The organism is Pseudomonas sp. ADAK7, assembly GCF_012935675.1.
Taxonomy (GTDB): Bacteria; Pseudomonadota; Gammaproteobacteria; order Pseudomonadales; family Pseudomonadaceae; genus Aquipseudomonas.
In genome coordinates this window covers 4,803,006-4,822,926 of the sequence record NZ_CP052861.1, presented here as the reverse complement: position 1 = coordinate 4,822,926, position 19,921 = coordinate 4,803,006, and the positions used below count along the sequence as shown (strand labels likewise).

General features: G+C 61.3%; 18 protein-coding genes and 1 other RNA gene. 8 read left to right on the top strand and 11 right to left on the bottom strand.

The window, feature by feature from the left end:
• Positions 1-116: 116 nt before the first annotated feature.
• The 10 genes from gcvP to HKK53_RS22060 all read right to left on the bottom strand — a co-directional run bounded on the left by gcvP (position 117) and on the right by HKK53_RS22060 (position 12,586).
• Positions 117-2,990 (bottom strand): aminomethyl-transferring glycine dehydrogenase, encoded by a 2,874-nt coding sequence (gcvP, locus tag HKK53_RS22105; protein WP_169372579.1) that lies wholly within the window; start codon positions 2,988-2,990, stop codon positions 117-119.
• Positions 2,991-3,132: 142 nt separating this feature from the next.
• A complete protein-coding gene (gene gcvH, locus HKK53_RS22100; RefSeq protein ID WP_169372578.1) occupies positions 3,133-3,516 on the bottom strand; it encodes a glycine cleavage system protein GcvH in 384 nt (127 codons plus the stop codon).
• Between the two features lie 50 nt (positions 3,517-3,566).
• On the bottom strand, positions 3,567-4,649 hold the full coding sequence (gcvT, locus tag HKK53_RS22095; RefSeq protein WP_169372577.1) for a glycine cleavage system aminomethyltransferase GcvT: 1,083 nt from the start codon (positions 4,647-4,649) through the stop codon (positions 3,567-3,569).
• Positions 4,650-4,805: 156 nt separating this feature from the next.
• The gene (locus HKK53_RS22090) at positions 4,806-6,422 is read right to left on the bottom strand and encodes an ABC transporter permease (RefSeq protein ID WP_169372576.1); all 1,617 of its coding nucleotides are present in this window, start codon (positions 6,420-6,422) and stop codon (positions 4,806-4,808) included.
• Between the two features lie 134 nt (positions 6,423-6,556).
• Positions 6,557-7,561 carry an extracellular solute-binding protein gene (locus tag HKK53_RS22085; RefSeq protein ID WP_169372575.1) on the bottom strand — a complete coding sequence of 335 codons (1,005 nt, stop codon included), beginning with the start codon at positions 7,559-7,561 and terminating at the stop codon, positions 6,557-6,559.
• A gap of 219 nt (positions 7,562-7,780) precedes the next feature.
• Positions 7,781-8,998 carry a 2-octaprenyl-3-methyl-6-methoxy-1,4-benzoquinol hydroxylase gene (locus tag HKK53_RS22080; protein ID WP_169374278.1) on the bottom strand — a complete coding sequence of 406 codons (1,218 nt, stop codon included), beginning with the start codon at positions 8,996-8,998 and terminating at the stop codon, positions 7,781-7,783.
• A gap of 9 nt (positions 8,999-9,007) precedes the next feature.
• Positions 9,008-9,493 (bottom strand): DUF4442 domain-containing protein, encoded by a 486-nt coding sequence (locus tag HKK53_RS22075; RefSeq protein WP_169372574.1) that lies wholly within the window; start codon positions 9,491-9,493, stop codon positions 9,008-9,010.
• Complete coding sequence (ubiH, locus tag HKK53_RS22070; RefSeq protein ID WP_169372573.1) at positions 9,486-10,673, bottom strand: 2-octaprenyl-6-methoxyphenyl hydroxylase; 1,188 nt, start codon at positions 10,671-10,673, stop codon at positions 9,486-9,488. The genes HKK53_RS22075 and ubiH overlap by 8 nt, the downstream gene beginning before the upstream one ends.
• Positions 10,670-12,004, bottom strand: coding sequence for a Xaa-Pro aminopeptidase (pepP, locus tag HKK53_RS22065; protein ID WP_169372572.1), 1,335 nt, complete (start codon positions 12,002-12,004; stop codon positions 10,670-10,672). Before pepP ends, ubiH begins: the two co-directional genes overlap by 4 nt.
• Positions 12,005-12,031: 27 nt before the next feature.
• Positions 12,032-12,586, bottom strand: a complete 555-nt coding sequence (locus HKK53_RS22060) for a YecA/YgfB family protein (RefSeq protein WP_149660231.1) — start codon at positions 12,584-12,586, stop codon at positions 12,032-12,034.
• Positions 12,587-12,712: 126 nt separating this feature from the next.
• Here HKK53_RS22060 and HKK53_RS22055 point away from each other — a divergent pair, with 126 nt between their 5' ends.
• The 4 genes from HKK53_RS22055 to HKK53_RS22040 all read left to right on the top strand — a co-directional run bounded on the left by HKK53_RS22055 (position 12,713) and on the right by HKK53_RS22040 (position 14,137).
• Positions 12,713-12,922 carry a TIGR02449 family protein gene (locus tag HKK53_RS22055; protein WP_007942437.1) on the top strand — a complete coding sequence of 70 codons (210 nt, stop codon included), beginning with the start codon at positions 12,713-12,715 and terminating at the stop codon, positions 12,920-12,922.
• Complete coding sequence (locus tag HKK53_RS22050) at positions 12,919-13,236, top strand: cell division protein ZapA (protein WP_007942435.1); 318 nt, start codon at positions 12,919-12,921, stop codon at positions 13,234-13,236. The genes HKK53_RS22055 and HKK53_RS22050 overlap by 4 nt, the downstream gene beginning before the upstream one ends.
• Before the next feature lie 30 nt (positions 13,237-13,266).
• Positions 13,267-13,445, top strand: a non-coding RNA gene (gene ssrS / locus HKK53_RS22045) — 6S RNA.
• A gap of 86 nt (positions 13,446-13,531) precedes the next feature.
• Positions 13,532-14,137, top strand: coding sequence for a 5-formyltetrahydrofolate cyclo-ligase (locus tag HKK53_RS22040; protein WP_169372571.1), 606 nt, complete (start codon positions 13,532-13,534; stop codon positions 14,135-14,137).
• A 35-nt stretch (positions 14,138-14,172) separates the two neighbouring features.
• Here HKK53_RS22040 and HKK53_RS22035 read toward each other — a convergent pair whose 3' ends face one another.
• The gene (locus HKK53_RS22035) at positions 14,173-14,325 is read right to left on the bottom strand and encodes a hypothetical protein (RefSeq protein ID WP_007942433.1); all 153 of its coding nucleotides are present in this window, start codon (positions 14,323-14,325) and stop codon (positions 14,173-14,175) included.
• A gap of 195 nt (positions 14,326-14,520) precedes the next feature.
• Here HKK53_RS22035 and HKK53_RS22030 point away from each other — a divergent pair, with 195 nt between their 5' ends.
• The 4 genes from HKK53_RS22030 to HKK53_RS22015 all read left to right on the top strand — a co-directional run bounded on the left by HKK53_RS22030 (position 14,521) and on the right by HKK53_RS22015 (position 19,906).
• Positions 14,521-14,970 (top strand): EVE domain-containing protein, encoded by a 450-nt coding sequence (locus HKK53_RS22030; RefSeq protein ID WP_169372570.1) that lies wholly within the window; start codon positions 14,521-14,523, stop codon positions 14,968-14,970.
• A 132-nt stretch (positions 14,971-15,102) separates the two neighbouring features.
• Positions 15,103-16,068: an HlyD family secretion protein gene (locus HKK53_RS22025; RefSeq protein ID WP_169372569.1), complete on the top strand. Its 966-nt coding sequence runs from the start codon at positions 15,103-15,105 to the stop codon at positions 16,066-16,068.
• Positions 16,065-18,788 (top strand): ribosome-associated ATPase/putative transporter RbbA, encoded by a 2,724-nt coding sequence (gene rbbA, locus HKK53_RS22020; RefSeq protein WP_169372568.1) that lies wholly within the window; start codon positions 16,065-16,067, stop codon positions 18,786-18,788. Before HKK53_RS22025 ends, rbbA begins: the two co-directional genes overlap by 4 nt.
• Positions 18,788-19,906, top strand: a complete 1,119-nt coding sequence (locus HKK53_RS22015; RefSeq protein WP_169372567.1) for an ABC transporter permease — start codon at positions 18,788-18,790, stop codon at positions 19,904-19,906. Before rbbA ends, HKK53_RS22015 begins: the two co-directional genes overlap by 1 nt.
• Positions 19,907-19,921 lie beyond the last annotated feature (15 nt).

Here is a 19,921-nt window from a genome sequence, read left to right as displayed (position 1 = left end):
CCCGCATTATCTGTAGGAGCGAGGCTTGCCCGCGAAAGCAGTGAGTCAGTCGATATAAATGTTGAAGGTTAAATCGCTTTCGCGGGCAAGCCTCGCTCCTACAGGGACGGGGGTTGTCAGCGGTAATCGTCTACCGGGACGCAAGCGCAAAACAGATTGCGATCGCCGTAGACGTTATCCACCCGGTTCACCGCCGGCCAATACTTGTGGGCCTTGGTGTGCGCATCCGGCGTCACCGCTTGCTCGATGCTGTAAGGCCGTTCCCACACACCGGTGATGTCCGCCAGGGTATGCGGCGCGCGCTTCAGCGGATTGTCTTCCGGGTCCCAATTACCGTTTTGCACCTCGGTGATTTCGGCGCGGATGCTCAGCATTGCGCCGATAAAGCGGTCCAGCTCCGCCTTGGATTCGCTCTCGGTCGGCTCGACCATCAACGTCCCCGGCACCGGGAAAGACATGGTCGGCGCATGGAAGCCGTAATCCATCAGGCGCTTGGCCACGTCTTCTTCGCTGATCCCGGTCAGCGCCTTGAGCGGCCGCAGATCGAGAATGCATTCGTGGGCCACCCGCTCGTTACGCCCGGTGTAGAGCACCGGGAAGGCGCCGGATAAATGCTGCGCCAGGTAATTCGCCGCCAGAATCGCCACCTCACTGGCGTCCGCCAGTTGCGGGCCCATCATGGCGATGTACATCCAGCTGATCGGCAAAATGCTCGCGCTGCCCCAAGGCGCGGCACTGACGGCACCGTTCTGCGGTTGCGGGCCGTCGATCGGCACTACCGGGTGATTGGCCACGAACGGCGCCAGATGCGCCCGCACGCCAATCGGCCCCATGCCGGGCCCGCCACCGCCGTGGGGAATGCAGAAGGTTTTGTGCAGGTTCATGTGCGACACGTCGGCGCCAATATCGGCCGGTCGCGCCAAACCCACCTGAGCGTTGAGGTTGGCGCCATCCATGTAAACCTGGCCGCCGTGGCTGTGGATAACTTCACAGATTTCGCTGATGCCTTCCTCGTACACACCGTGAGTTGAAGGATACGTCGCCATCAGGGCGGCGAGTTTTTCCCCCGCCGCCGCGGCTTTGTCCTTCAAGTCCTCCAGATCGACGTTGCCCGCCTCGTCGCACTCGACGATCACCACGCGCATGCCGGCCATTTGTGCCGAGGCCGGGTTGGTGCCGTGGGCCGAGGATGGAATCAGGCAAATGTCTCGGCCACCCTGATGGCGGCTCTCGTGGTATTTGCGGATTGCCAGCAACCCGGCGTACTCGCCTTGGGCGCCGGAGTTGGGCTGCATGCAGATCGCATCGAAACCGGTAATTGCGCAGAGCCAGCGCTCCAGTTCCTCGATCATCAACGCGTAACCGACCGCCTGCTCCCTGGGCACAAACGGGTGCAGGTTGGCGAATGGCGGCCAGGTGATCGGGATCATTTCGCTGGTGGCGTTGAGTTTCATGGTGCAGGAACCGAGCGGGATCATCGACTGGTTCAGTGCCAGATCCTTGTTTTCCAGCTGCTTGAGGTAACGCAGCATTTCGGTTTCGCTGTGATGGGCACTGAACACCGGATGACGCAGATATGGCGTGCTGCGCAGTAACCCGTCAGGAATGCCGGATACCAGGATTTCAGCATCCAGTTCGTCGACGTTGAGCCCATGATCGGCGCCGAGGAACACATCGAACAGCCTCGCCACTGTCCTTTCGTCACAGGTTTCATCAAGGCTCAGGCCCAATTGTCCTCGGCCGAGAATGCGCAAGTTGATCTGTGCGGCCTGGGCGCTTTCGATGATCGCCGTTTGAGCGCCGCCAACTTCGAGGGTCAGGGTGTCGAAGAACTGCTTGTTAAGCCGGGTAATGCCGTGGCGTTCCAGGCCGGCAGCAAGAATGCAGGTCAGCCGATGCACACGTTGGGCAATCCGTTTCAACCCTTCCGGGCCGTGATAAACCGCATAAAAACTGGCGATATTGGCCAGCAGCACTTGGGCGGTGCAGATGTTCGAGTTGGCCTTCTCGCGGCGAATATGTTGCTCGCGGGTTTGCAGGGCCATGCGCAGGGCGACGTTGCCACGGGCATCTTTCGACACGCCGATGATTCGCCCCGGAATCGCCCGTTTGTACTCATCACGACTGGCAAAAAACGCCGCGTGTGGGCCGCCGTAACCCATGGGCACGCCAAAGCGCTGGGAGGAACCGAACACCACATCGGCGCCCAATTCCCCCGGCGGCGTCAGCAACAACAGACTCAGCAGATCGGTCGCAACGCAGGCCAGCGCCTGCTGGGAGTGCAGATGATCAATCAGCGGCCGCAAATCGCGGATTTCGCCGTGGGTGTCGGGGTACTGCAGCAATGCGCCGAAAACCTCGTGCTGCTTCAAGTTATCCACAGCGTCGATGATCAATTCAAAACCAAAACCCTCGGCCCGGGTCTGCACCACGGAAATGGTTTGCGGATGGCAGTTCTCGTCGACGAAAAACAGATTGCTCTTGGACTTCGCGACCCGCTTGGCCAGGGCCATGGCTTCCGCCGCAGCGGTGGCTTCGTCCAGCAGCGAGGCGTTGGCCAACTCCAGGCCCGTGAGGTCGATGGTCAGTTGCTGGAAATTGAGCAGCGCTTCGAGCCGGCCCTGGGCAATCTCTGGCTGATAAGGCGTGTAGGCGGTGTACCAACCGGGATTTTCCAGCACGTTGCGCAGGATCACAGTCGGGGTAAGGGTGCCGTGATAACCCATGCCGATCAGGCTGGTCCAGACCTGGTTCTGTTCGGCATAGCCGCGCAGTTTGGCCAGTGCGGCCTCTTCGTCGAGCGCCGGCGGCAGGTCCAATTCACGGTTGAGGCGAATACCCGGCGGCACGGTCTGTTCGATCAGCTCGACCCGGCTGCCAACACCGAGGCTGTCGAGCATCGCCTGCTGCTCGGCGGCATCGGGCCCCAAGTGGCGGCGCAGGAAGGCATTGGGGTCGCGTAACTGGCTCAAGGACGGCAACTGGGACATGACGGGCTCTCTCTTGACTGGCGCTCGGCGTCGATGCAACACGGTCAAACCAGCATAGCAGTCGATATTGCGCAGCTTTGGGCCAGAGTCCCGAAAACCAAAAAGCCCCGACAGGTCGGGGCTTTGGGTGGAGCCTGAATGCTTACTCGCCGATTGCGGCTTTGTAGCCAGCCGCGTCGAGCAGCTTGTCCAGTTCAGCCGGGTTGCTTGGCTTGAGCTTGAAGATCCATGCACCGTACGGGTCGGTGTTGAGTGCTTCAGGCGAACCGCCCAGGTCTTCGTTGATCGCGATCACTTCACCGGAAATCGGGGAGTAGATGTCGGAAGCGGCTTTAACCGACTCGACCACACCGGATTGATCGCCGGCAGCAAACACTTTGCCCACTTCGGTCAGTTCAACGAACACCACGTCGCCCAAGGCTTCCTGAGCGTGATCGCTGATGCCCACGGTGACGGTGCCATCGGCTTCCAGACGCGCCCATTCATGACTTTCGGCGAAACGCAGGTCGGCAGGGATATCGCTCATGTTCAGTGTCCTCAAGAAGAATGTCAGCGGTCGATGCCCGCCAGAAAAGTTTAAATCAAGGTTTTGCCATGGCGTACGAAGGTCGGTTTGACCACTCGGACCGGGTACCACTTGCCACGGATTTCCACTTCTGCGCGGTCGGCGGTCGCCATCGGCACGCGCGCCAGTGCAATCGACTTGCTAAGCGTAGGAGAGAAACTACCACTGGTGATCTCCCCTTCGCCAACATTGGCGATACGGACCACTTGATGGGCGCGCAAAACCCCGCGCTCCTCAAGGACCAGACCGACCAGTTTGTGCTGTACGCCGTTGGCTTTTTCGGCTTCCAGGGCCGCGCGACCGATGAACTGGCGAGTGGCCGGTTCCCAGGCAATGCTCCAGGCCATATTGGAGGCCAACGGTGAGACATCTTGATGAATGTCCTGACCGTAGAGGTTCATCCCGGCCTCGACCCGCAAGGTATCCCGGGCGCCAAGGCCGATGGGCGAGATGCCCGCGCCGACCAGATCGTTGAAGAAGCCAGGCGCCTGATCGGCTGGCAAAACGATTTCCAACCCGTCTTCGCCGGTGTAACCGGTGCGCGCGATAAACCAGTCACCGTCGGACCGGCCTTCGAAAGGCTTGAGGATCTGAATAAGGTTGCCGCGAGACTGCGTGACCAACTCGGCAATCTTGTGCCGGGCGTGAGGACCTTGAATGGCCAGCATCGCCAATTCGGAACGCTCGTGGAGTTGGACGTTGAAGGCGCCGACATGCGCCTGCATCCAGGCCAGGTCCTGACCCCGGGTGGAGGCGTTGACCACCAGGCGATAGCCGTCATCGAGACGGTAGACGAGCATGTCGTCGACGATGCCGCCGCGCACATTGAGCATGGTGCTGTACAAGGCACGGCCGGGGCTGTGCAGGCGTTCGACGTCATTGGCCAGCAACTGCTGGAGCCAGGCCTTGGCCTGGGGGCCGTCGACATCGATCACGGTCATGTGGGATACATCGAAAACCCCGCAATCGCGACGCACCTGGTGGTGTTCCTCGACCTGCGAGCCGTAATGCAGTGGCATATCCCAACCGCCAAAATCGACCATCTTCGCGCCGAGGGCGAGATGAAGGTCATACAGAGGCGTACGCTGTCCCATGGGTTTCTCCTTCCGGGCGTGGCGAGGGTGCGGACAGGCACTGCACGGGGTGAAAGCCTTGAAATAGAAGGCTTTCAGCCGATTTCAGCTACCTGGCCTGTCAGACGGACCGCACCGAATGCCGCGCATTGTAGCCGCAAGGTGTAGGACTGGCACCTAGGCGTTTCGATGCGCCGAACGTCGAATCAATCCGATGACCGGTAACAGCCCGACCAAAACCAGGGTCAGCGCCGGCAACGAGGCCCTCGCCCACTCGCCTTCGCTGGTCATTTCGAAGATGCGCACCGCCAGCGTGTCCCAGCCAAACGGGCGCATCAGCAGGGTCGCGGGCATTTCCTTGAGCACATCGACGAATACCAGCAACGCCGCGCTCAGGGTCCCCGGCAGCAACAGCGGCAGATACACTTTGAAAAACAGTCGTGGCCCACTGACTCCAAGGCTACGTGCCGCTTCGGGCAAAGAAGGCCGTATTCGCGCCAGGCTGCTTTCCAGTGGCCCGTAAGCCACCGCGATGAAACGCACCAGATAAGCCAGGATCAGCGCCGCCAAGCTGCCCAGCAGCAAAGGCTTGCCCGCGCCTCCGAGCCAGCCCGACAGCGGGATCACCAGTTCACGGTCCAGGTAACTGAACGCCAGCATGATCGATACCGCCAGCACCGAGCCGGGCAAGGCATAGCCGAGGTTGGCCAGGCTGACGCCGGAACGGATCGCCCGGGTCGGCGCCAGGCGTCGGGCAAACGCCAGCAACAGGGCCACGCTGACCGTGATCAACGCCGCCATGCCACCCAGGTACAGGGTGTGGACGATCAGCCCGGCGTAACGCTCATCCAGATCGAAGCGGCCACGCTGCCAGAACCACACGATCAGTTGCAGCATCGGAATGACGAAAGCGCAGGCGAACACCAGACCGCACCAGCTCATCGCCGCCAACGCCTTGAAGCCTCGCAAGTGATACAACGCCTTGACCCGCGGCCGCTCGTTGCTCGCCCGATTGGCGCCACGAGCGCGGCGCTCGCCGTACAGCACGACCATCACCACCAGCAGCAACAGACTCGCCAGTTGCGCGGCGGTCGAAAGGCTGAAGAAGCCGTACCAGGTCTTGTAGATGGCGGTGGTGAACGTGTCGAAGTTGAACACCGACACCGCGCCGAAATCCGCCAGGGTTTCCATCAATGCCAATGCCACACCGGCGCCGATGGCCGGGCGCGCCATGGGCAACGCCACACGCCAGAACGCTTGCCACGGTGATTGCCCGAGGACGCGAGCGGCTTCCATCAGGCCTTTGCCCTGGGCCAGGAACGCGGTGCGCGCCAGGAGGTAAACGTAGGGATAGAACACCAGCACCAGAACGAGGATGACGCCGCCAGTGGAGCGCACTCTCGGCAACCGCAACCCGGAGCCGAACCATTCCCGCAGCAGGGTTTGCACGGGGCCGGCGAAGTCCAGCAAGCCGACGAAGACAAATGCCAGGACGTAGGCGGGAATCGCGAACGGTAGCATCAACGCCCAGTCCAGCCAGCGTCGGCCGGGGAATTCGCAGAGGCTGGTGAGCCAGGCCAGGCTCACACCCAACAGCGTCACGCCGACACCGACGCCGAGCACCAGGGTCAAGGTGTTGCCCAGCAGCCGTGGCATCTGCGTGTCCCAGAGGTGGGACCAGATCTGCTGATCGATGGTTTGCCAGGAGAAAAACAGCACACTCAGTGGCAGCAGGACCAGCGCGGCGATGGCGAAGACCAGGGGATACCAGCGGCGTTGGGCGGGGTGGGCCAAGGAAAACTCTCGTTTTAAATGATTGTGCCCACGCTCTGCGTGGGCACACATCTTATGACGCTCTGCGTCACGCTTCGACGCGGAGCGTCGGGGGGATGCATTCCCACGCAGAGCGTGGGAACGATCAACTCAGCTCAGTTCCAACCCGCCCGATCCATCATGCGAATCGCTTCCGCCTGACGCTTGCCAGCGATTTCCACCGGCAAGGTATCAGCAACAAACTTGCCCCAACTCGCCACTTCCGCAGAAGGTGCAACGGCAGGGTTGGCCGGGAATTCCTGGTTCACGTCAGCAAAAATCTTCTGCGCCTCTGGCGTCGTCATCCACTCCACCAACGCCTTGGCCGCTTCCGGGTGTGGCGCATGTTTGGTCAGGCCAATACCCGACAGGTTGACGTGCACGCCACGGTCGCCCTGGTTCGGCCAGAACAGCTTCACTGCCAGGTCCGGCTTCTGCTTGTGCAGGCGGCCGTAGTAGTAGGTGTTGACGATGCCCACGTCGCACTGGCCGGCGTTGATCGCTTCCAGCACCGCAATGTCATCGGAGAACACGTCTGTGGACAGGTTGCTCACCCAGCCTTTGAGGATCTGCTCGGTTTTAGCGGCGCCGTGAACTTCGATCATGGTGGCGGTCAGCGACTGGTTGTAGACCTTCTTCGCCGTGCGCAGGCACAGGCGGCCTTCCCAGTTCTTGTCGGCCAGACCTTCGTAAGTGGTCAGCTCTCCCGGCTTCACACGGTCAGTGGAGTAGGCGATGGTCCGCGCCCGCAGGCTCAGGCCAGTCCAGGCATGGGCCGAGGAGCGATATTGCAGCGGGATATTGGCGTCGATGGTTTTCGAGGTGAACGGCTGCAGGATGCCCATCTGCTCGGCTTGCCAGAGGTTGCCGGCATCGACGGTGAGCAGCAGGTCAGCGGTGGCGTTTTCGCCCTCGGCCTTGATGCGCTGCATCAGCGGCGCTTCCTTGTCGGTGATGAACTTCACCTGCACGCCGGTTTTCGCGGTGTAGGCATCGAAGACGGGCTTGATCAGTTCGTCGATGCGCGAGGAGTAGACCACCACCTCGTCGGCGGCCTGGGCGGCGGTGCTGCCGAGCAGGGTCAGGGCCAGCGCGGTCAATAGACGCTTGGATGCCAACATGGGAGCGGTCTCTCGATTGAAAAGTGTGGCCAAATGATAAGGACTCACATTTGCCAGCTCAATCGAACAGTTGGCGGGTGCGTTACCAGATGTTGCACAGCCAGAGAGGTGTATTGAATATACCGACGCCTTCGCGGGCAAGCCTCGCTCTTACGGATCACCTAAATCCTGTAGGAGCGAGGCTTGCCCGCGAAGAGGCCATCAGCCCCACCGAAAATCTCAGGCCTTGGCCAACGCCGGCAAATCCCCGGTCAACCCCAGCGCCTCACGCACAAACAACGCCTTGGCCTCGGGCATCTGCTCGACCATCTTCAACCCGGCATTGCGCAACCAGCGCACCGGCAGTGGATTAGCCTGGAACAACCGTTCAAAGCCTTCCATCGCCGCCATCAACGCCAGGTTGTGCGGCATGCGCCGACGCTCGTAGCGGCTGAGGACTTTTACATCCGCCAGGCGCTCACCGCGTTCCGCCGCTTGCAGCAGCACTTCGGCCAGCACCGCCGCATCGAGGAACCCGAGGTTGACACCCTGTCCCGCCAACGGGTGAATGGTGTGCGCCGCGTCACCGATCAGCGCCAGGCCTTCAGCCACATAACGCTTGGCATGCCGCTGACGCAGCGGCACGCACAGGCGAGGATCGGCGCTGAGCACCGTCCCCAAACGACCTTCGAAAGCCCGCTCCAGCTCACGGCAGAAGCCGTCGTCATCCAGCGCCATCAGGCGTTCGGCTTCGCTCGGCGTGGTCGACCAGACGATCGAACACCAATCCTGCCGGCCATCCCGCTCCAGCGGCAGGAAGGCCAGCGGACCGTTATCGGTAAAGCGCTGCCACGCCGTCATCTGATGCGGTTTGGAACTGCGCACGCTGGTGACGATCGCGTGGTGCAGGTAATCCCACTCACGCGTCGCAACACCGGTCAGACGCCGCACCGCCGAGTTCGCGCCATCCGCCGCGATCACCAACGGCGCGCGCAACGTGCGGCCGTCGGCCAGGGTCAGCAGCCAGTCATCGCCGGAGCGGCGCATCTGCTCCAGGCGCGCATTGGCCAGCATTCCGAGGTCGCAGTCGTGCAAGCGGTCGAGCAAGGCGTCCTGCACCACTCGGTTCTCGACGATGTGACCCAGCACCTCGGCGTGCACGCTGGCGGCCGAGAAGTGGATCTGCCCGGTGCCGCTGCCGTCCCAAACGTGCATGTCGGTGTATGGACTGCTGCGCCGATTGGCGATGCCGTCCCAGACGCCGAGGCGTTCAAGAATTCGCTGACTGGCGGTCGACAAAGCGCTCACTCGCGGCTCGAAAGGCGCGGTACCGTCGAAAGGTTTGACGCTCATCGGGCTGCCGTCCAGCAGCAGGACTTCCAGCCCGCTGTCCTGTAACGCCAGCGCCAGGGCGCTACCGACCATTCCGGCCCCGACAATCAGCAGATCTGCGCGCATGTCCATGCTTTAAGCCTGTCTCGCTTGCGGCTTGAGCCGCACGTAAAGGGTTTTTTCGACCCGCGCCACCAAGGTGCCGGCGCCGTCGTGAATATCGACCTGCAACTTCGGCAGGTATTTTTCGCCATTCGCCGTCTGCCGGCGGATCTCGTCGAGCAAGGTCTCGTCGATGTTGAATCGGGCGAACACCGGACCTTTGCCCGGCGCAATGAAATCAATGTCGGCGGCCTTGTCCCAGACGATGTATTGGCGTCCGAGGTTTTCCATCAACATCAGCATGTAGAACGGATCGACCATCGAATACAGGCTGCCACCGAACTGGGTGCCGACGTAATTGCGGTTGTACCAGCCCAGGCCCATCGACACCTTGATGTCGCGGAAGTCATCGCTGATGTGCCGCACCCGCACCCCGGCGCCGAGGTACGGCGGGTAAAAGGTCATGACCCAACGCATCAGCCGCGCCTTGCCGAATTTTGCACTCAGCCACTCAAGCATCCGGGCGAGTACCCAAACCCATGGCCTGGCGGGCGAACCAGCGTTTGGCCGGCGGCAAGAGATCAAGGCCGAGCAGGCCAATGTTGCGGCCCAGGGACACCAACGGTTGGGTGCTGCCGAACAATCGGGTGACTTGATCGGAGAAGCCCACGGTGAGGTTTTGATCCATGCGCTGGCGCTCGCGATAGGCCTGCAACGTCGCAAAGTCGCCGGGCCCGGATTCGCTGGCCAACAACGCATCGGCCAAAGCCTGGGCATCGCGCAAGGACAAGTTGAAACCCTGGCCGGCAATCGGGTGCAGGCTGTGGGCGGCATTGCCGAGGATCGCCAGATGCGGACGCACCTGCTCTTCCGCCTCGATCAAGGTCAGCGGGTACAAATGCCGCGCGCCGACCTGTTTCAAGGTGCCGAGGCGATAACCGAACACGCCCTGCAACTCGCTGAGGAAACTCTTTTCATCGAGGGCCGCCAGCCGTTGCGCGTCCATGCCCAAACGGGTCCAGACCAAAGCGCAGCGGTTGTCCGGCAACGGCAACAGCGCCATCGGGCCTTCATCGGTGAAACGCTCGAACGCCATGCCGTTATGGGCTTCGCTCGGGGTGATGTTGGCGATCAGTGCGCTCTGGTTGTACGGGCGCTTCTTGATGCCGATCCCCAGTTGCTCACGCAGACCGGAACGGCCGCCATCGGCGAGTACCGCGAGGTCGCATTCCAGGGTGGTTTCGTCGTTGAGGGTCAGGCGATAGCCGTCGGTCAGCGGTTCCATGCGCGTGACTTCCGCCGGGCAACGCCAGCTGACCACGTCCTTGTCCAGACCCTGCCAGAGGCATTGACCGAGCCAGGCGTTTTCCACCACATAACCCAACGCCGGCACACCCTCTTCCATCGCCGACAGTCGCGCCGTGGAAAAACGCCCACGGTCCGACACATGAATCTGCTTGATCGGTTCGGCGCGACGGGAGATTTCCTGCCACACGCCCAGCCGTTGATAAATCTGCCGAGCACCATAGGACAGCGCCGAAGAACGGGCGTCGTAGCTCGGTTGATAGGTGTCACCGGGGGCGAACGGCTCGATCAGCACGATCTTCCAGCCGCGCGCCTTGGCTCCGGCCTGCAATGCCAACGCCAGACTGGCGCCGACCAGGCCGCCGCCGATGATTGCCAGATTGACTCGACTCATGCCGCTTGTGTCCGCGCTTGCGCCATCAAAGCCTCGATTTCAGCGACCGTTTTCGGCACGCCTTTAGTCAGGATTTCACAACCGGTCTTGGTCACTACCACGTCGTCCTCGATGCGCACGCCAATGCCACGCCATTTCTTCGCCACGTTCGGGTTGTCCGGGGCGATGTAGATGCCCGGCTCAACAGTCAGCGCCATGCCGACCTCCAGCACGCGCCATTCGCCGCCGACCTTGTACTCGCCGACGTCATGCACATCCATGCCCAGCCAGTGGCCGGCGCGGTGCATATAAAAAGCTTTATAGGCTTCGCTGGCGATCAACTCGTCGACGTCGCCCTGCAGCAAGCCCAACTTCACCAGCCCGGCGGTAATTACCTGGACCGTGGCTTCGTGGGCCTGATTCCAGTGTTTGTTCGGGGCAATCTCGGCAAACGCCGCCTCTTGCGAAGCCAGCACCAATTCGTAGATCGCTTTCTGTTCGGTGGAATACTTGCCGTTGACCGGCCAGGTGCGCGTGATGTCGCTGGCGTAGCAGTCGATCTCGCAACCGGCATCGATCAGCACCAGGTCACCGTCCTTGAGTACCGCGTCATTCTGCTGGTAATGCAGGATGCAGCTGTTGCGCCCGGCTGCGACGATCGAGCCATACGCCGGCATCTTCGCCCCGCCCTTGCGGAACTCGTAATCAAGTTCGGCTTCAAGGCTGAACTCATGCAACCCGGCGCGGCTGGCCTGCATCGCGCGGATATGCGCCTGGGCGGAAATCCGTGCGGCTTCGCGCATCACCTTCACTTCTGCCGCCGATTTATACAGGCGCATGTCGTGCAGCAGATGATCCAGGGCAACGAATTCGTTCGGCGGCTGGGCGCCGAGGTGCGCTTTAGAGCGGATCACGTTGATCCAGTCCATCAGGTGGCGGTCGAATTCAGGGTTGCTGCCCATGGCCGAATACACCCGGTCGCGCCCTTCGATCAGGCCCGGCAGGATGTCGTCGATGTCAGTGATCGGGAACGCGTCGTCGGCGCCGAAGTCGCGGATCGCGCCTTCCTGGCCGGCGCGCAAGCCGTCCCATAACTCTCGTTCGGCGTTGCGCTCGCGGCAGAACAGCACGTATTCACCGTGCTCACGGCCGGGCATCAGAACGATGACGGCTTGAGGCTCAGGGAAACCGCTGAGGTACTGGAAGTCGCTGTCCTGACGGTAGACATGCTCGACGTCGCGGTTGCGGATGGCCACCGCGGCGGCCGGCAGGATCGCGATGCTGTTGGGTTCCATCTGCGCCATCAAGGCCTTGCGGCGACGGCTGTATTCCGATTTCGGGATATGAATCATGGGCAGATGGCGTTCCCTGGCAGGCGATTAATGCAACGACGGTTTGGCGGCGGCTTCGTCGGTTTTCTTGGTTTCCGTGAACAGCAACAACGGAGCTACGCGCAGGTACTCCATCACTTCCATGTAATCGCTTTCGCCGTCGTCAGATTCTTCCAGGGCATCTTGTACCTGGGCGATGGCGGCCAGATCCTGCAACACTTCGGTCGCTTCGGTGGTCAGGGCATATTCACGACGGGTCAGACCGAAGCCGGTCAGGAAGCCCTGGCACCATTGGCCCAGCGCAGCGGCACGGTCGGCCAGCGGGGCGTCGTCGGTGGGCAGCAGCAGGACGACGGTCATGTCGTCGCCGGTCAGCTCGCCCTTGACCATCTCTTGCAGGCCGATCAGGGCGTTGCGAACGTTGTCTTGCGGCTCGCCTTCGAGCAACTCGGCGGCGTCGGCCAGCCAGCTGTCGGCTTCAAAGCCGGCACCGGCGCAACTGCGGCCGAGCAACAGGCCATGCAGTTCGGCAGGCGAGACGTTATGACCGCTGGAAGTCAGCAGAGTGGCGAAGGCTTGGTACGGGGAATTCTGAATGGGCATGGGCAGCTAGGCGCCAGACGGCGCTATGTCTAGAATGAAGGCCTTGTATCCTACATCGACAGACTCGCCAAGACTATTAAAGGCTGTCCGCCAGCTATTCCATCAGACTCAATCTCAGTGGACACAATGGAAGACACCGATCTGCAAGCACTGATGGCCAGACTCGAGCTGCTAATTAGCCGAGTCGAGCAACTAAAGAGCCAAAATGGACTCCTATTAGCTCAGGAAAAGACCTGGCGCGAGGAACGCGCTCACCTCATTGAAAAAAACGAAATCGCTCGGCGTAAGGTCGAATCGATGATTTCGCGCCTCAAGGCCCTGGAGCAAGACTCATGAGTTCAAGCAATAGCGTAACCGTGCAGATCCTCGACAAAGAATATTCGATCATCTGCCCCCAGGAAGAGCGCAGCAATCTGGTGAGTGCTGCCCGCTATCTGGACGGCAAGATGCGCGAAATCCGCAGCAGCGGCAAAGTCATCGGCGCCGACCGCATCGCCGTGATGGCCGCGCTGAACATCACCCACGACCTGCTGCACAAGGAAGAACGCCCGGACGTACAGGCCAGCGGCTCGACCCGTGAGCAGGTTCGCGACCTGCTCGATCGCGTCGATCTGGTGCTGGCAACTGATCCGGACGTCACCAAGGGCTGATTCGCGGAACCGCTTGGGGTATACTCGCGTCACTCCCTGGGGTGCTTGCCAGTTGACGATGTCCCTGAGCCGATTCGCACTACCCTGGAAGTTGCACGTTGGGCTGGTGTGCATGTCCGCTAGACGGAAAGCCTTAAAGCCTACTGCTTCTTCCACCTTGAACTTTCGGGTTCAAGGGCTAAGTCAGCAGCGGTTCATCCGGGGAGCCTGATTCCAGTCCGATGCCGGTTTAAATACCGGCATCGGCTTTTTTACGGGTACGCTTTGTGTACCCGACCTGCCGAAGCCCTTATCCATGACCGAACCTGCGCTGCTTCCCCGCCCGCAACTTCGACGCATGCTGCGCAAAGCCCGCCGTGCACTGACACCCCGTCAGCAGCGCCAGGCCGCTCGCGGGCTCTATAAGCAATTGGCCCAACACCCGCTATTTCGCCGTGCAAAACACATCTCTCTTTACCTGCCCACCGACGGTGAAATCGATCCGCAATTGCTGCTGCGTGCTGCGCAACGTCGGGGCAAAGCCACCTATCTGCCGGTGCTCAGCGCCTGGCCGCGAACCAAAATGGTGTTCCAGCGGATTCGCCCCGGCGACAAATTGAAACCCAACCGTTTCCGTATTCTCGAACCAAGGCACAACCTCGCCCGGCAACGTAAAGTCTGGGCGCTTGATTTAGTGTTGTTGCCATTGGTTGGATTTGACGATGTCGGTGGACGCCTGGGCATGGGCGGTGGTTTCTACGACCGCAGCCTGGCGTATCTGGCGCGGCGCAAAAACTGGCGCAAGCCGACGCTGTTGGGGCTGGCCCATGAATGTCAGAAGGTCGGACGATTGGCTCAGGCGAGCTGGGATGTGCCGTTGCAAGGAACGGTGACAGACAAGGCGTGGTATTTCGCAGGCTAGACGCCGCTGGATTCAGCAGCGCCCGGAAGACCGGTTCAGCGCTTGAAGGCTGACGGCTGTTGTTGCTGCGCGATTTCGATTGGCGCGTCGGTCTTATTGTTCCACAGGCTTTGGGCATAGCCAGTGGTCACGACGCCGAGGCCGAACAAAATAACCAAAATCCATAGTAAATCCGGTTTGCGTTTCATCGATTGCCCCCCAAAGGCATATCAACACGATGACAGCAGCGGTTTCCGTTGTAGGCCGTGCAGCAGCGTCAAGCTTAGAAGGCCGGCATTTTGCGACAACGTGAACCGACACGCAAACACTGGCGTCAACCGACTGTCGGTTTGTCATAAAATTGCCCGACAACTTGCCCACCCTTCTCGCAAGGAGCCAAAACCATGGCCTATTGGCTGATGAAATCCGAGCCCGACGAGCTCTCGATCAAAGACCTTGAGAAGCTTGGCAAGGCGCGCTGGGACGGGGTTCGCAACTATCAGGCGCGTAACTTTTTGCGGGCGATGGCGGTGGGTGATGAGTTCTTCTTCTATCACTCCAGTTGCCCTGAGCCGGGAATTGCCGGGATCGGCAAGATTGTCGAAGCGGCGTATCCGGACCCAACGGCGCTGGAGCCTGAGAGTCACTACTTCGATCCGAAGGCCACGGCAGAGAAAAACGCCTGGAGCGCGATTGATGTCGCGCATGTCGAGACGTTTGCCAAAGTGCTGAAGCTGGATTATCTGAAACAGCAGACGGCGCTGGCCGAGATGCCGTTGGTACAAAAAGGCACTCGGCTGTCGGTGATGCCCGTCTCCGCCGAACAATGGTCTGCGGTACTCGACTTGCGCTAAATAAAGCAGAACTGCCCGGTCATCCTCTTTTCCCCGCTCAATGGGGTTAGGCTTGCGCCTTAGTTGACTGGCATCAAGCAGCTTCGGCGCTCGATCAGCCAGACTAGGACGTTACAGCCGCAGGATGCCCGCATGTCTACGCACAGTCGCTCTTCGATTTTCTTCGCCAGTTCCTTGATGATTTTACTGCTGGCCGCCGGGGGGTTCGGTTACTGGAAATCGATGCATGACCGTCTGCCCGAAGGCTTGTATGTCGGCAACGGTCGCCTCGAAGCCACAGAAGTGCAGATCGCCAGCAAAACACCCGGGCGCCTTGCCGAGGTGCTCGTCGATGAGGGCGATAAAGTCACCAAGGGCCAACTGCTGGCCCGCATGGACACCCGCACCCTCGAAGCCCAGCGCAACCAGGCCGAAGCCGAGGTGCTGCGCGCCCGGGAAAACCTCTCCGCCGCCCAGGCCAACGTGCAATTGCGCCAGAGCGAACAACTGCTCGCCCAACAAGAACTCAAGCGTTCCCGGGAACTGTTCAAGCACGGTTTCGTCAGCGGCCAGATCATTGATCAACAACAGGCACGCCTGGACACCGGCAGTGCGGCGGTCGCCGCGTCCCGTGCCCAAGTGTCGGCAGTCGGCGCCGCGATTGGCGCGGCCCAGGCCCAGGTCGCGATGCTGACCAGCGAAATCGATGACAGCAGTTTGCGGGCGTCCATGGACGGGGTGATCCAGTTGCGCATGGCCGAACCGGGCGAAGTGCTCGGCGCCGGCGGACGAGTGCTGTTGCTGATTGATCCGAGCGACCAATACATGAACCTCTACCTCCCGGCCTCCGTCACCGGGCGCGTGGCCGTTGGCGATGACGCGCGTATCCTGCTCGACGCCCTGCCCGACCACCCGGTGCCAGCCAAAATCACTTTCGTCGCCGGCAAATCACAGTTCACGCCCAAAGAAGTCGAAACCCGTGACGAACGCCAGAAACTGGTGTTCCGCGTCAAACTACGCCTGACCGACCCAAGCGCCCTGCCCCAGGCCAAACCGGGCATGCCCGGCGCCGGTTATGTGCGCACCGCGCCTATTAGCTGGCCGGCCAACCTGCAATGACCGACCTGGCGCTGCAAGCGACCGGCATCAACCACCGTTACGGCAAACAGCAGGCCCTGGCCGATATCACCTTCAGTCTGCCCGCCGGCACGCGCTGTGGGTTGATTGGCCCGGACGGAGCCGGCAAGTCGAGTTTGCTGGGCCTGATCGCCGGGGTGAAAACCCTGCAACAAGGTCAGTTGGACGTGCTGAGCGGCTCGATCCAGGATCGTCGCCATCGCAACAGCCTCTACCCGCGCATCGCCTTCATGCCGCAAGGCCTGGGCGGCAACCTGTATCCCGAATTGTCGATCAGCGAGAACATCCACTTTTTCGCCACCCTGTTCGGTCTGTCGAAAGCCGAATGCAACCAGCGCATGCACAGCCTGTTGCTGGCCACCGACCTGCTGCGCTTCGCGGACCGCCCGGCCGGCAAGCTCTCCGGTGGCATGAAGCAGAAACTCGGGCTCTGTTGCGCGCTGATCCACGAACCGGACCTGTTGATCCTCGACGAACCCACCACCGGCGTCGATCCCTTGTCCCGACGGCGGTTCAGGGAGCTGGTAGATGATGTGCGCCGTCAACGCCCGCAACTGACGCTACTGGTCGCCACCGCGTACATGGAAGAGGCCGAGCAATTCGAACATTGCCTGATGCTCGACGACGGCAAGCTGATCGCTACGGGCCTGAGCAGCGAACTGGCCACAGCGACTGCCAGCGGCAAACTCGATGAAGCCTTCACCCACTTTCAGGGCGACAGTGGCCACGACAATCAGCCACTGGTGATTCCACCCCGCACCGGCGCCAACACTGACATCGCCATCGAAGCCCACGACCTGACCTTGCGCTTCGGCGACTTCACCGCCGTGGACAAGGTCAGCTTCGCCATCGGCCGAGGGGAGATTTTCGGTTTCCTCGGCTCCAACGGCTGCGGCAAAACCACCACCATGAAAGTCCTGACCGGGCTGATGCCGGCCAGTGAGGGCAGTGCCACATTGCTGGGCAACGCGGTGAACGCCAAGGACCTGGCCACGCGCAAACGCGTTGGCTTCATGTCCCAGAGTTTCTCGCTATATGGCGAGCTCAGTGTTCGGCAAAACCTCGACTTGCACGCGCGTTTGTTCGATTTGCCCAAGGCCGACAGCGCCCAACGCATCGACGAACTGATCCAGCGTTTCAATCTGGTCAAAGTTGCGGATCAACAGTCTGGCGCTTTGCCTTTGGGTTTACGCCAACGACTGTCCCTGGCCGTGGCGGTGTTGCATCGCCCGGAAGTGCTGATCCTCGACGAGCCGACCTCCGGCGTTGACCCCGCGGCGCGGGATGACTTCTGGCGATTGTTGATCGAGTTGTCCCGCGAGCAAGGCGTGACGATCTTCCTCTCCACCCACTTCATGAATGAAGCCCAGCGTTGCGACCGCATCTCGCTGATGCACGCCGGCAAGGTGCTGGCCTGCGATACCCCGGCGGCACTGCAACAACAGTTCAAGGGCGAAACCCTGGAAGCGGCGTTTGTCACCTGCCTGGAACAGGCCCAAGGCGCTGGCGAAACGCCGACGCCGCCAGTGCCCGCCGACACGCCTGCCGCTCCGACACCACCAATGAAAGAACGTGGTTTCAGCGTCGGGCGTCTGGTAGCGGTAGCCAGTCGTGAAGGCAAGGAGTTGCTGCGCGACAAAGTGCGGATGGCGTTCGCCCTGCTCGGGGCGATTTTCATGATGGTGATCTTCGGCTACGGCATTTCCCTGGACGTGGAAAAACTCGCCTTCGCCGTATTCGACCAGGACCAGACACCGCAAAGCCGTACGTATCTGGAAGCCTTCCGCAGCTCGCGTTACTTTGCTGAACAAGCACCGATTCGCGACAGCAAAGAATTGCATCGACGCCTCCAGCGTTCGGAAATCAAACTGGCGCTGGAGATCCCGCCAGGCTTTGGCCGCGACTTATACGCCGGGCGCCAACCCACCGTCGCAGCCTGGCTGGATGGCGGCATGCCGTTTCGGGCCGAGACCAGTCGCAATTACGTGGAGGCGGTGCATCAAGCCAACCTTGAGCAACTGGCCGAACAGAGCAGCCCCACGCTCAACCGACCAGCAGCGGCCAAACTGGAAACCCGATTCCGCTACAACCAGGACGTGGTCAGCGTCAACGCCATCGGTCCCGGGGTGATGGCGCTGATCCTCGCCTTCATCCCGGCCATGCTCACAGCGCTGGGGATCGTGCGCGAGAAAGAGTTGGGTTCAATCACCAACTTCTACGCCACGCCCCTGACCCGACTGGAGTTCCTGCTGGGTAAACAGGCGCCCTATCTGGCGATCAGCCTGATCAACCTGGCGGTGCTGGTGGCCATGAACCGCTGGCTGTTCGGCGTACCGTTCAAGGGCAGCGGCCTGACCCTGGCCTTCGGCGGATTGCTCTACGTGCTGGCCACCACCAGCATGGGATTGCTGATTTCGGCGTTCACCCGAACCCAGATCGCCGCGATCCTCGGCACCATGATCATCACCAGCCTGCCGACCATCCAGTTCTCCGGGCTGATCGTGCCGCGTTCCTCCCTCGAAGGCGCAGCCTCGGTCATGGGGATGCTGTTTCCGGCGGGGTATTTCCTCGATATCGCCGTCGGCACGTTCACCAAAGCGCTGGACCTGCGACAGCTATGGCCGCAATGCCTGGCGCTGTTCGGGTTCTTCCTCGGATTCACCGGGCTCAGCCTGGTCATGCTGAAAAAGCAGGAGGCCTGATGCACAAGCTTGCACATATCTTGCGACTCGGCCTCAAGGAACTGACCAGCCTGCGCCACGACAGCGTGTTGCTGCTGTTTCTGTTCTACGCCTTTACCGTGGCGATCTACATGCCGGCCGCCGGCTCGGTCATCGGCGTGCACAACGCCAGCGTGGCCGTGGTGGACGAAGACCGCAGCCACCTCTCACGGGAACTGACCCAGGCCCTGCAACCGCCGGAATTCCAGCGTCCGGTGCTGCTGGCTTATGAGCAACTGGATCAAGTCATGGACAGCGGCCAGTACACGTTTGTGATCAATGTGCCGGTGAATTTCCAGACCGATTTGCTGGCCGGACGCCAACCGGCGGTACAGGTCAATGTGGACGCCACGGCCATGAGCCAGGCGTTCATGGGCGCGGGTTACATCGGGCGGATTTTCCAGCGTGAATTGCTGAACTACAGCGGCCAGACCGATCCCGCCAGCAAGGCACCGGCGCTGCTGACCACGCGCTCGCTATTCAACACCAATCTCGAGGGTGGTTGGTTTCTCGCGGTGATTCAGATCGTCAACAACATCACCATCCTCGCCATCATCCTCACCGGCACGGCGCTGCTGCGCGAGCGCGAACACGGCACCCTCGACCATTTACTGGTGCTGCCACTGACGGCGCTGGAAATCATGCTGGCAAAAATCTGGAGCAACATGTTGGTGGTGGTGCTGTGCACCTGGATTTCACTGGAAGTGATCGTCAAAGGCGCGCTGGGCGTGCCGCTGGCCGGTTCGATGGCGTTGTTTTTGCTGGTGACGGCGGTTTATCTGTTCGCCAGTACGGCGCTGGGGATCTTTCTCGCAACCTTGGCCCGCTCGACGCCGCAGTTCGGTTTGCTGGCCATCCCGGTGATCATCCCGATGTTGCTGCTATCCGGTGGCAGCACGCCGCTCGACAGCATGCCGCAGTGGCTGCAATGGGTGATGCAGGGTTCGCCATCGACGCACTTTGTCAGCTTGAGCGCCGCGATTCTGTTTCGCGACGCCGGGCTGAGCGTGGTCTGGCCGGACTTGCTGGCGCTGACCGCCATCGGGCTGGTGTTCTTTGCGATTGCGCTGATGCGGTTTCGCAAAAGTCTGGCGTCCTGACCTGTGGAATGAAGG

Excerpts from the sequence above, each read along its gene's own strand:
- gcvP (WP_169372579.1), bottom strand. The coding sequence starts at position 2,990 with ATGTCCCAGTTGCCGTCCTTGAGCCAGTTACGCGACCCCAATGCCTTC.
- gcvH (WP_169372578.1), bottom strand. The coding sequence starts at position 3,516 with ATGAGCGATATCCCTGCCGACCTGCGTTTCGCCGAAAGTCATGAATGG.
- gcvT (WP_169372577.1), bottom strand. The coding sequence starts at position 4,649 with ATGGGACAGCGTACGCCTCTGTATGACCTTCATCTCGCCCTCGGCGCG.
- HKK53_RS22085 (WP_169372575.1), bottom strand. The coding sequence starts at position 7,561 with ATGTTGGCATCCAAGCGTCTATTGACCGCGCTGGCCCTGACCCTGCTC.
- HKK53_RS22080 (WP_169374278.1), bottom strand. The coding sequence starts at position 8,998 with ATGCGCGCAGATCTGCTGATTGTCGGGGCCGGAATGGTCGGTAGCGCC.
- HKK53_RS22075 (WP_169372574.1), bottom strand. The coding sequence starts at position 9,493 with ATGCTTGAGTGGCTGAGTGCAAAATTCGGCAAGGCGCGGCTGATGCGT.
- ubiH (WP_169372573.1), bottom strand. The coding sequence starts at position 10,673 with ATGAGTCGAGTCAATCTGGCAATCATCGGCGGCGGCCTGGTCGGCGCC.
- pepP (WP_169372572.1), bottom strand. The coding sequence starts at position 12,004 with ATGATTCATATCCCGAAATCGGAATACAGCCGTCGCCGCAAGGCCTTG.
- HKK53_RS22060 (WP_149660231.1), bottom strand. The coding sequence starts at position 12,586 with ATGCCCATTCAGAATTCCCCGTACCAAGCCTTCGCCACTCTGCTGACT.
- HKK53_RS22055 (WP_007942437.1), top strand. The coding sequence starts at position 12,713 with ATGGAAGACACCGATCTGCAAGCACTGATGGCCAGACTCGAGCTGCTA.
- HKK53_RS22050 (WP_007942435.1), top strand. The coding sequence starts at position 12,919 with ATGAGTTCAAGCAATAGCGTAACCGTGCAGATCCTCGACAAAGAATAT.
- HKK53_RS22040 (WP_169372571.1), top strand. The coding sequence starts at position 13,532 with ATGACCGAACCTGCGCTGCTTCCCCGCCCGCAACTTCGACGCATGCTG.
- HKK53_RS22035 (WP_007942433.1), bottom strand. The coding sequence starts at position 14,325 with ATGAAACGCAAACCGGATTTACTATGGATTTTGGTTATTTTGTTCGGC.
- HKK53_RS22030 (WP_169372570.1), top strand. The coding sequence starts at position 14,521 with ATGGCCTATTGGCTGATGAAATCCGAGCCCGACGAGCTCTCGATCAAA.
- HKK53_RS22025 (WP_169372569.1), top strand. The coding sequence starts at position 15,103 with ATGTCTACGCACAGTCGCTCTTCGATTTTCTTCGCCAGTTCCTTGATG.
- rbbA (WP_169372568.1), top strand. The coding sequence starts at position 16,065 with ATGACCGACCTGGCGCTGCAAGCGACCGGCATCAACCACCGTTACGGC.
- HKK53_RS22015 (WP_169372567.1), top strand. The coding sequence starts at position 18,788 with ATGCACAAGCTTGCACATATCTTGCGACTCGGCCTCAAGGAACTGACC.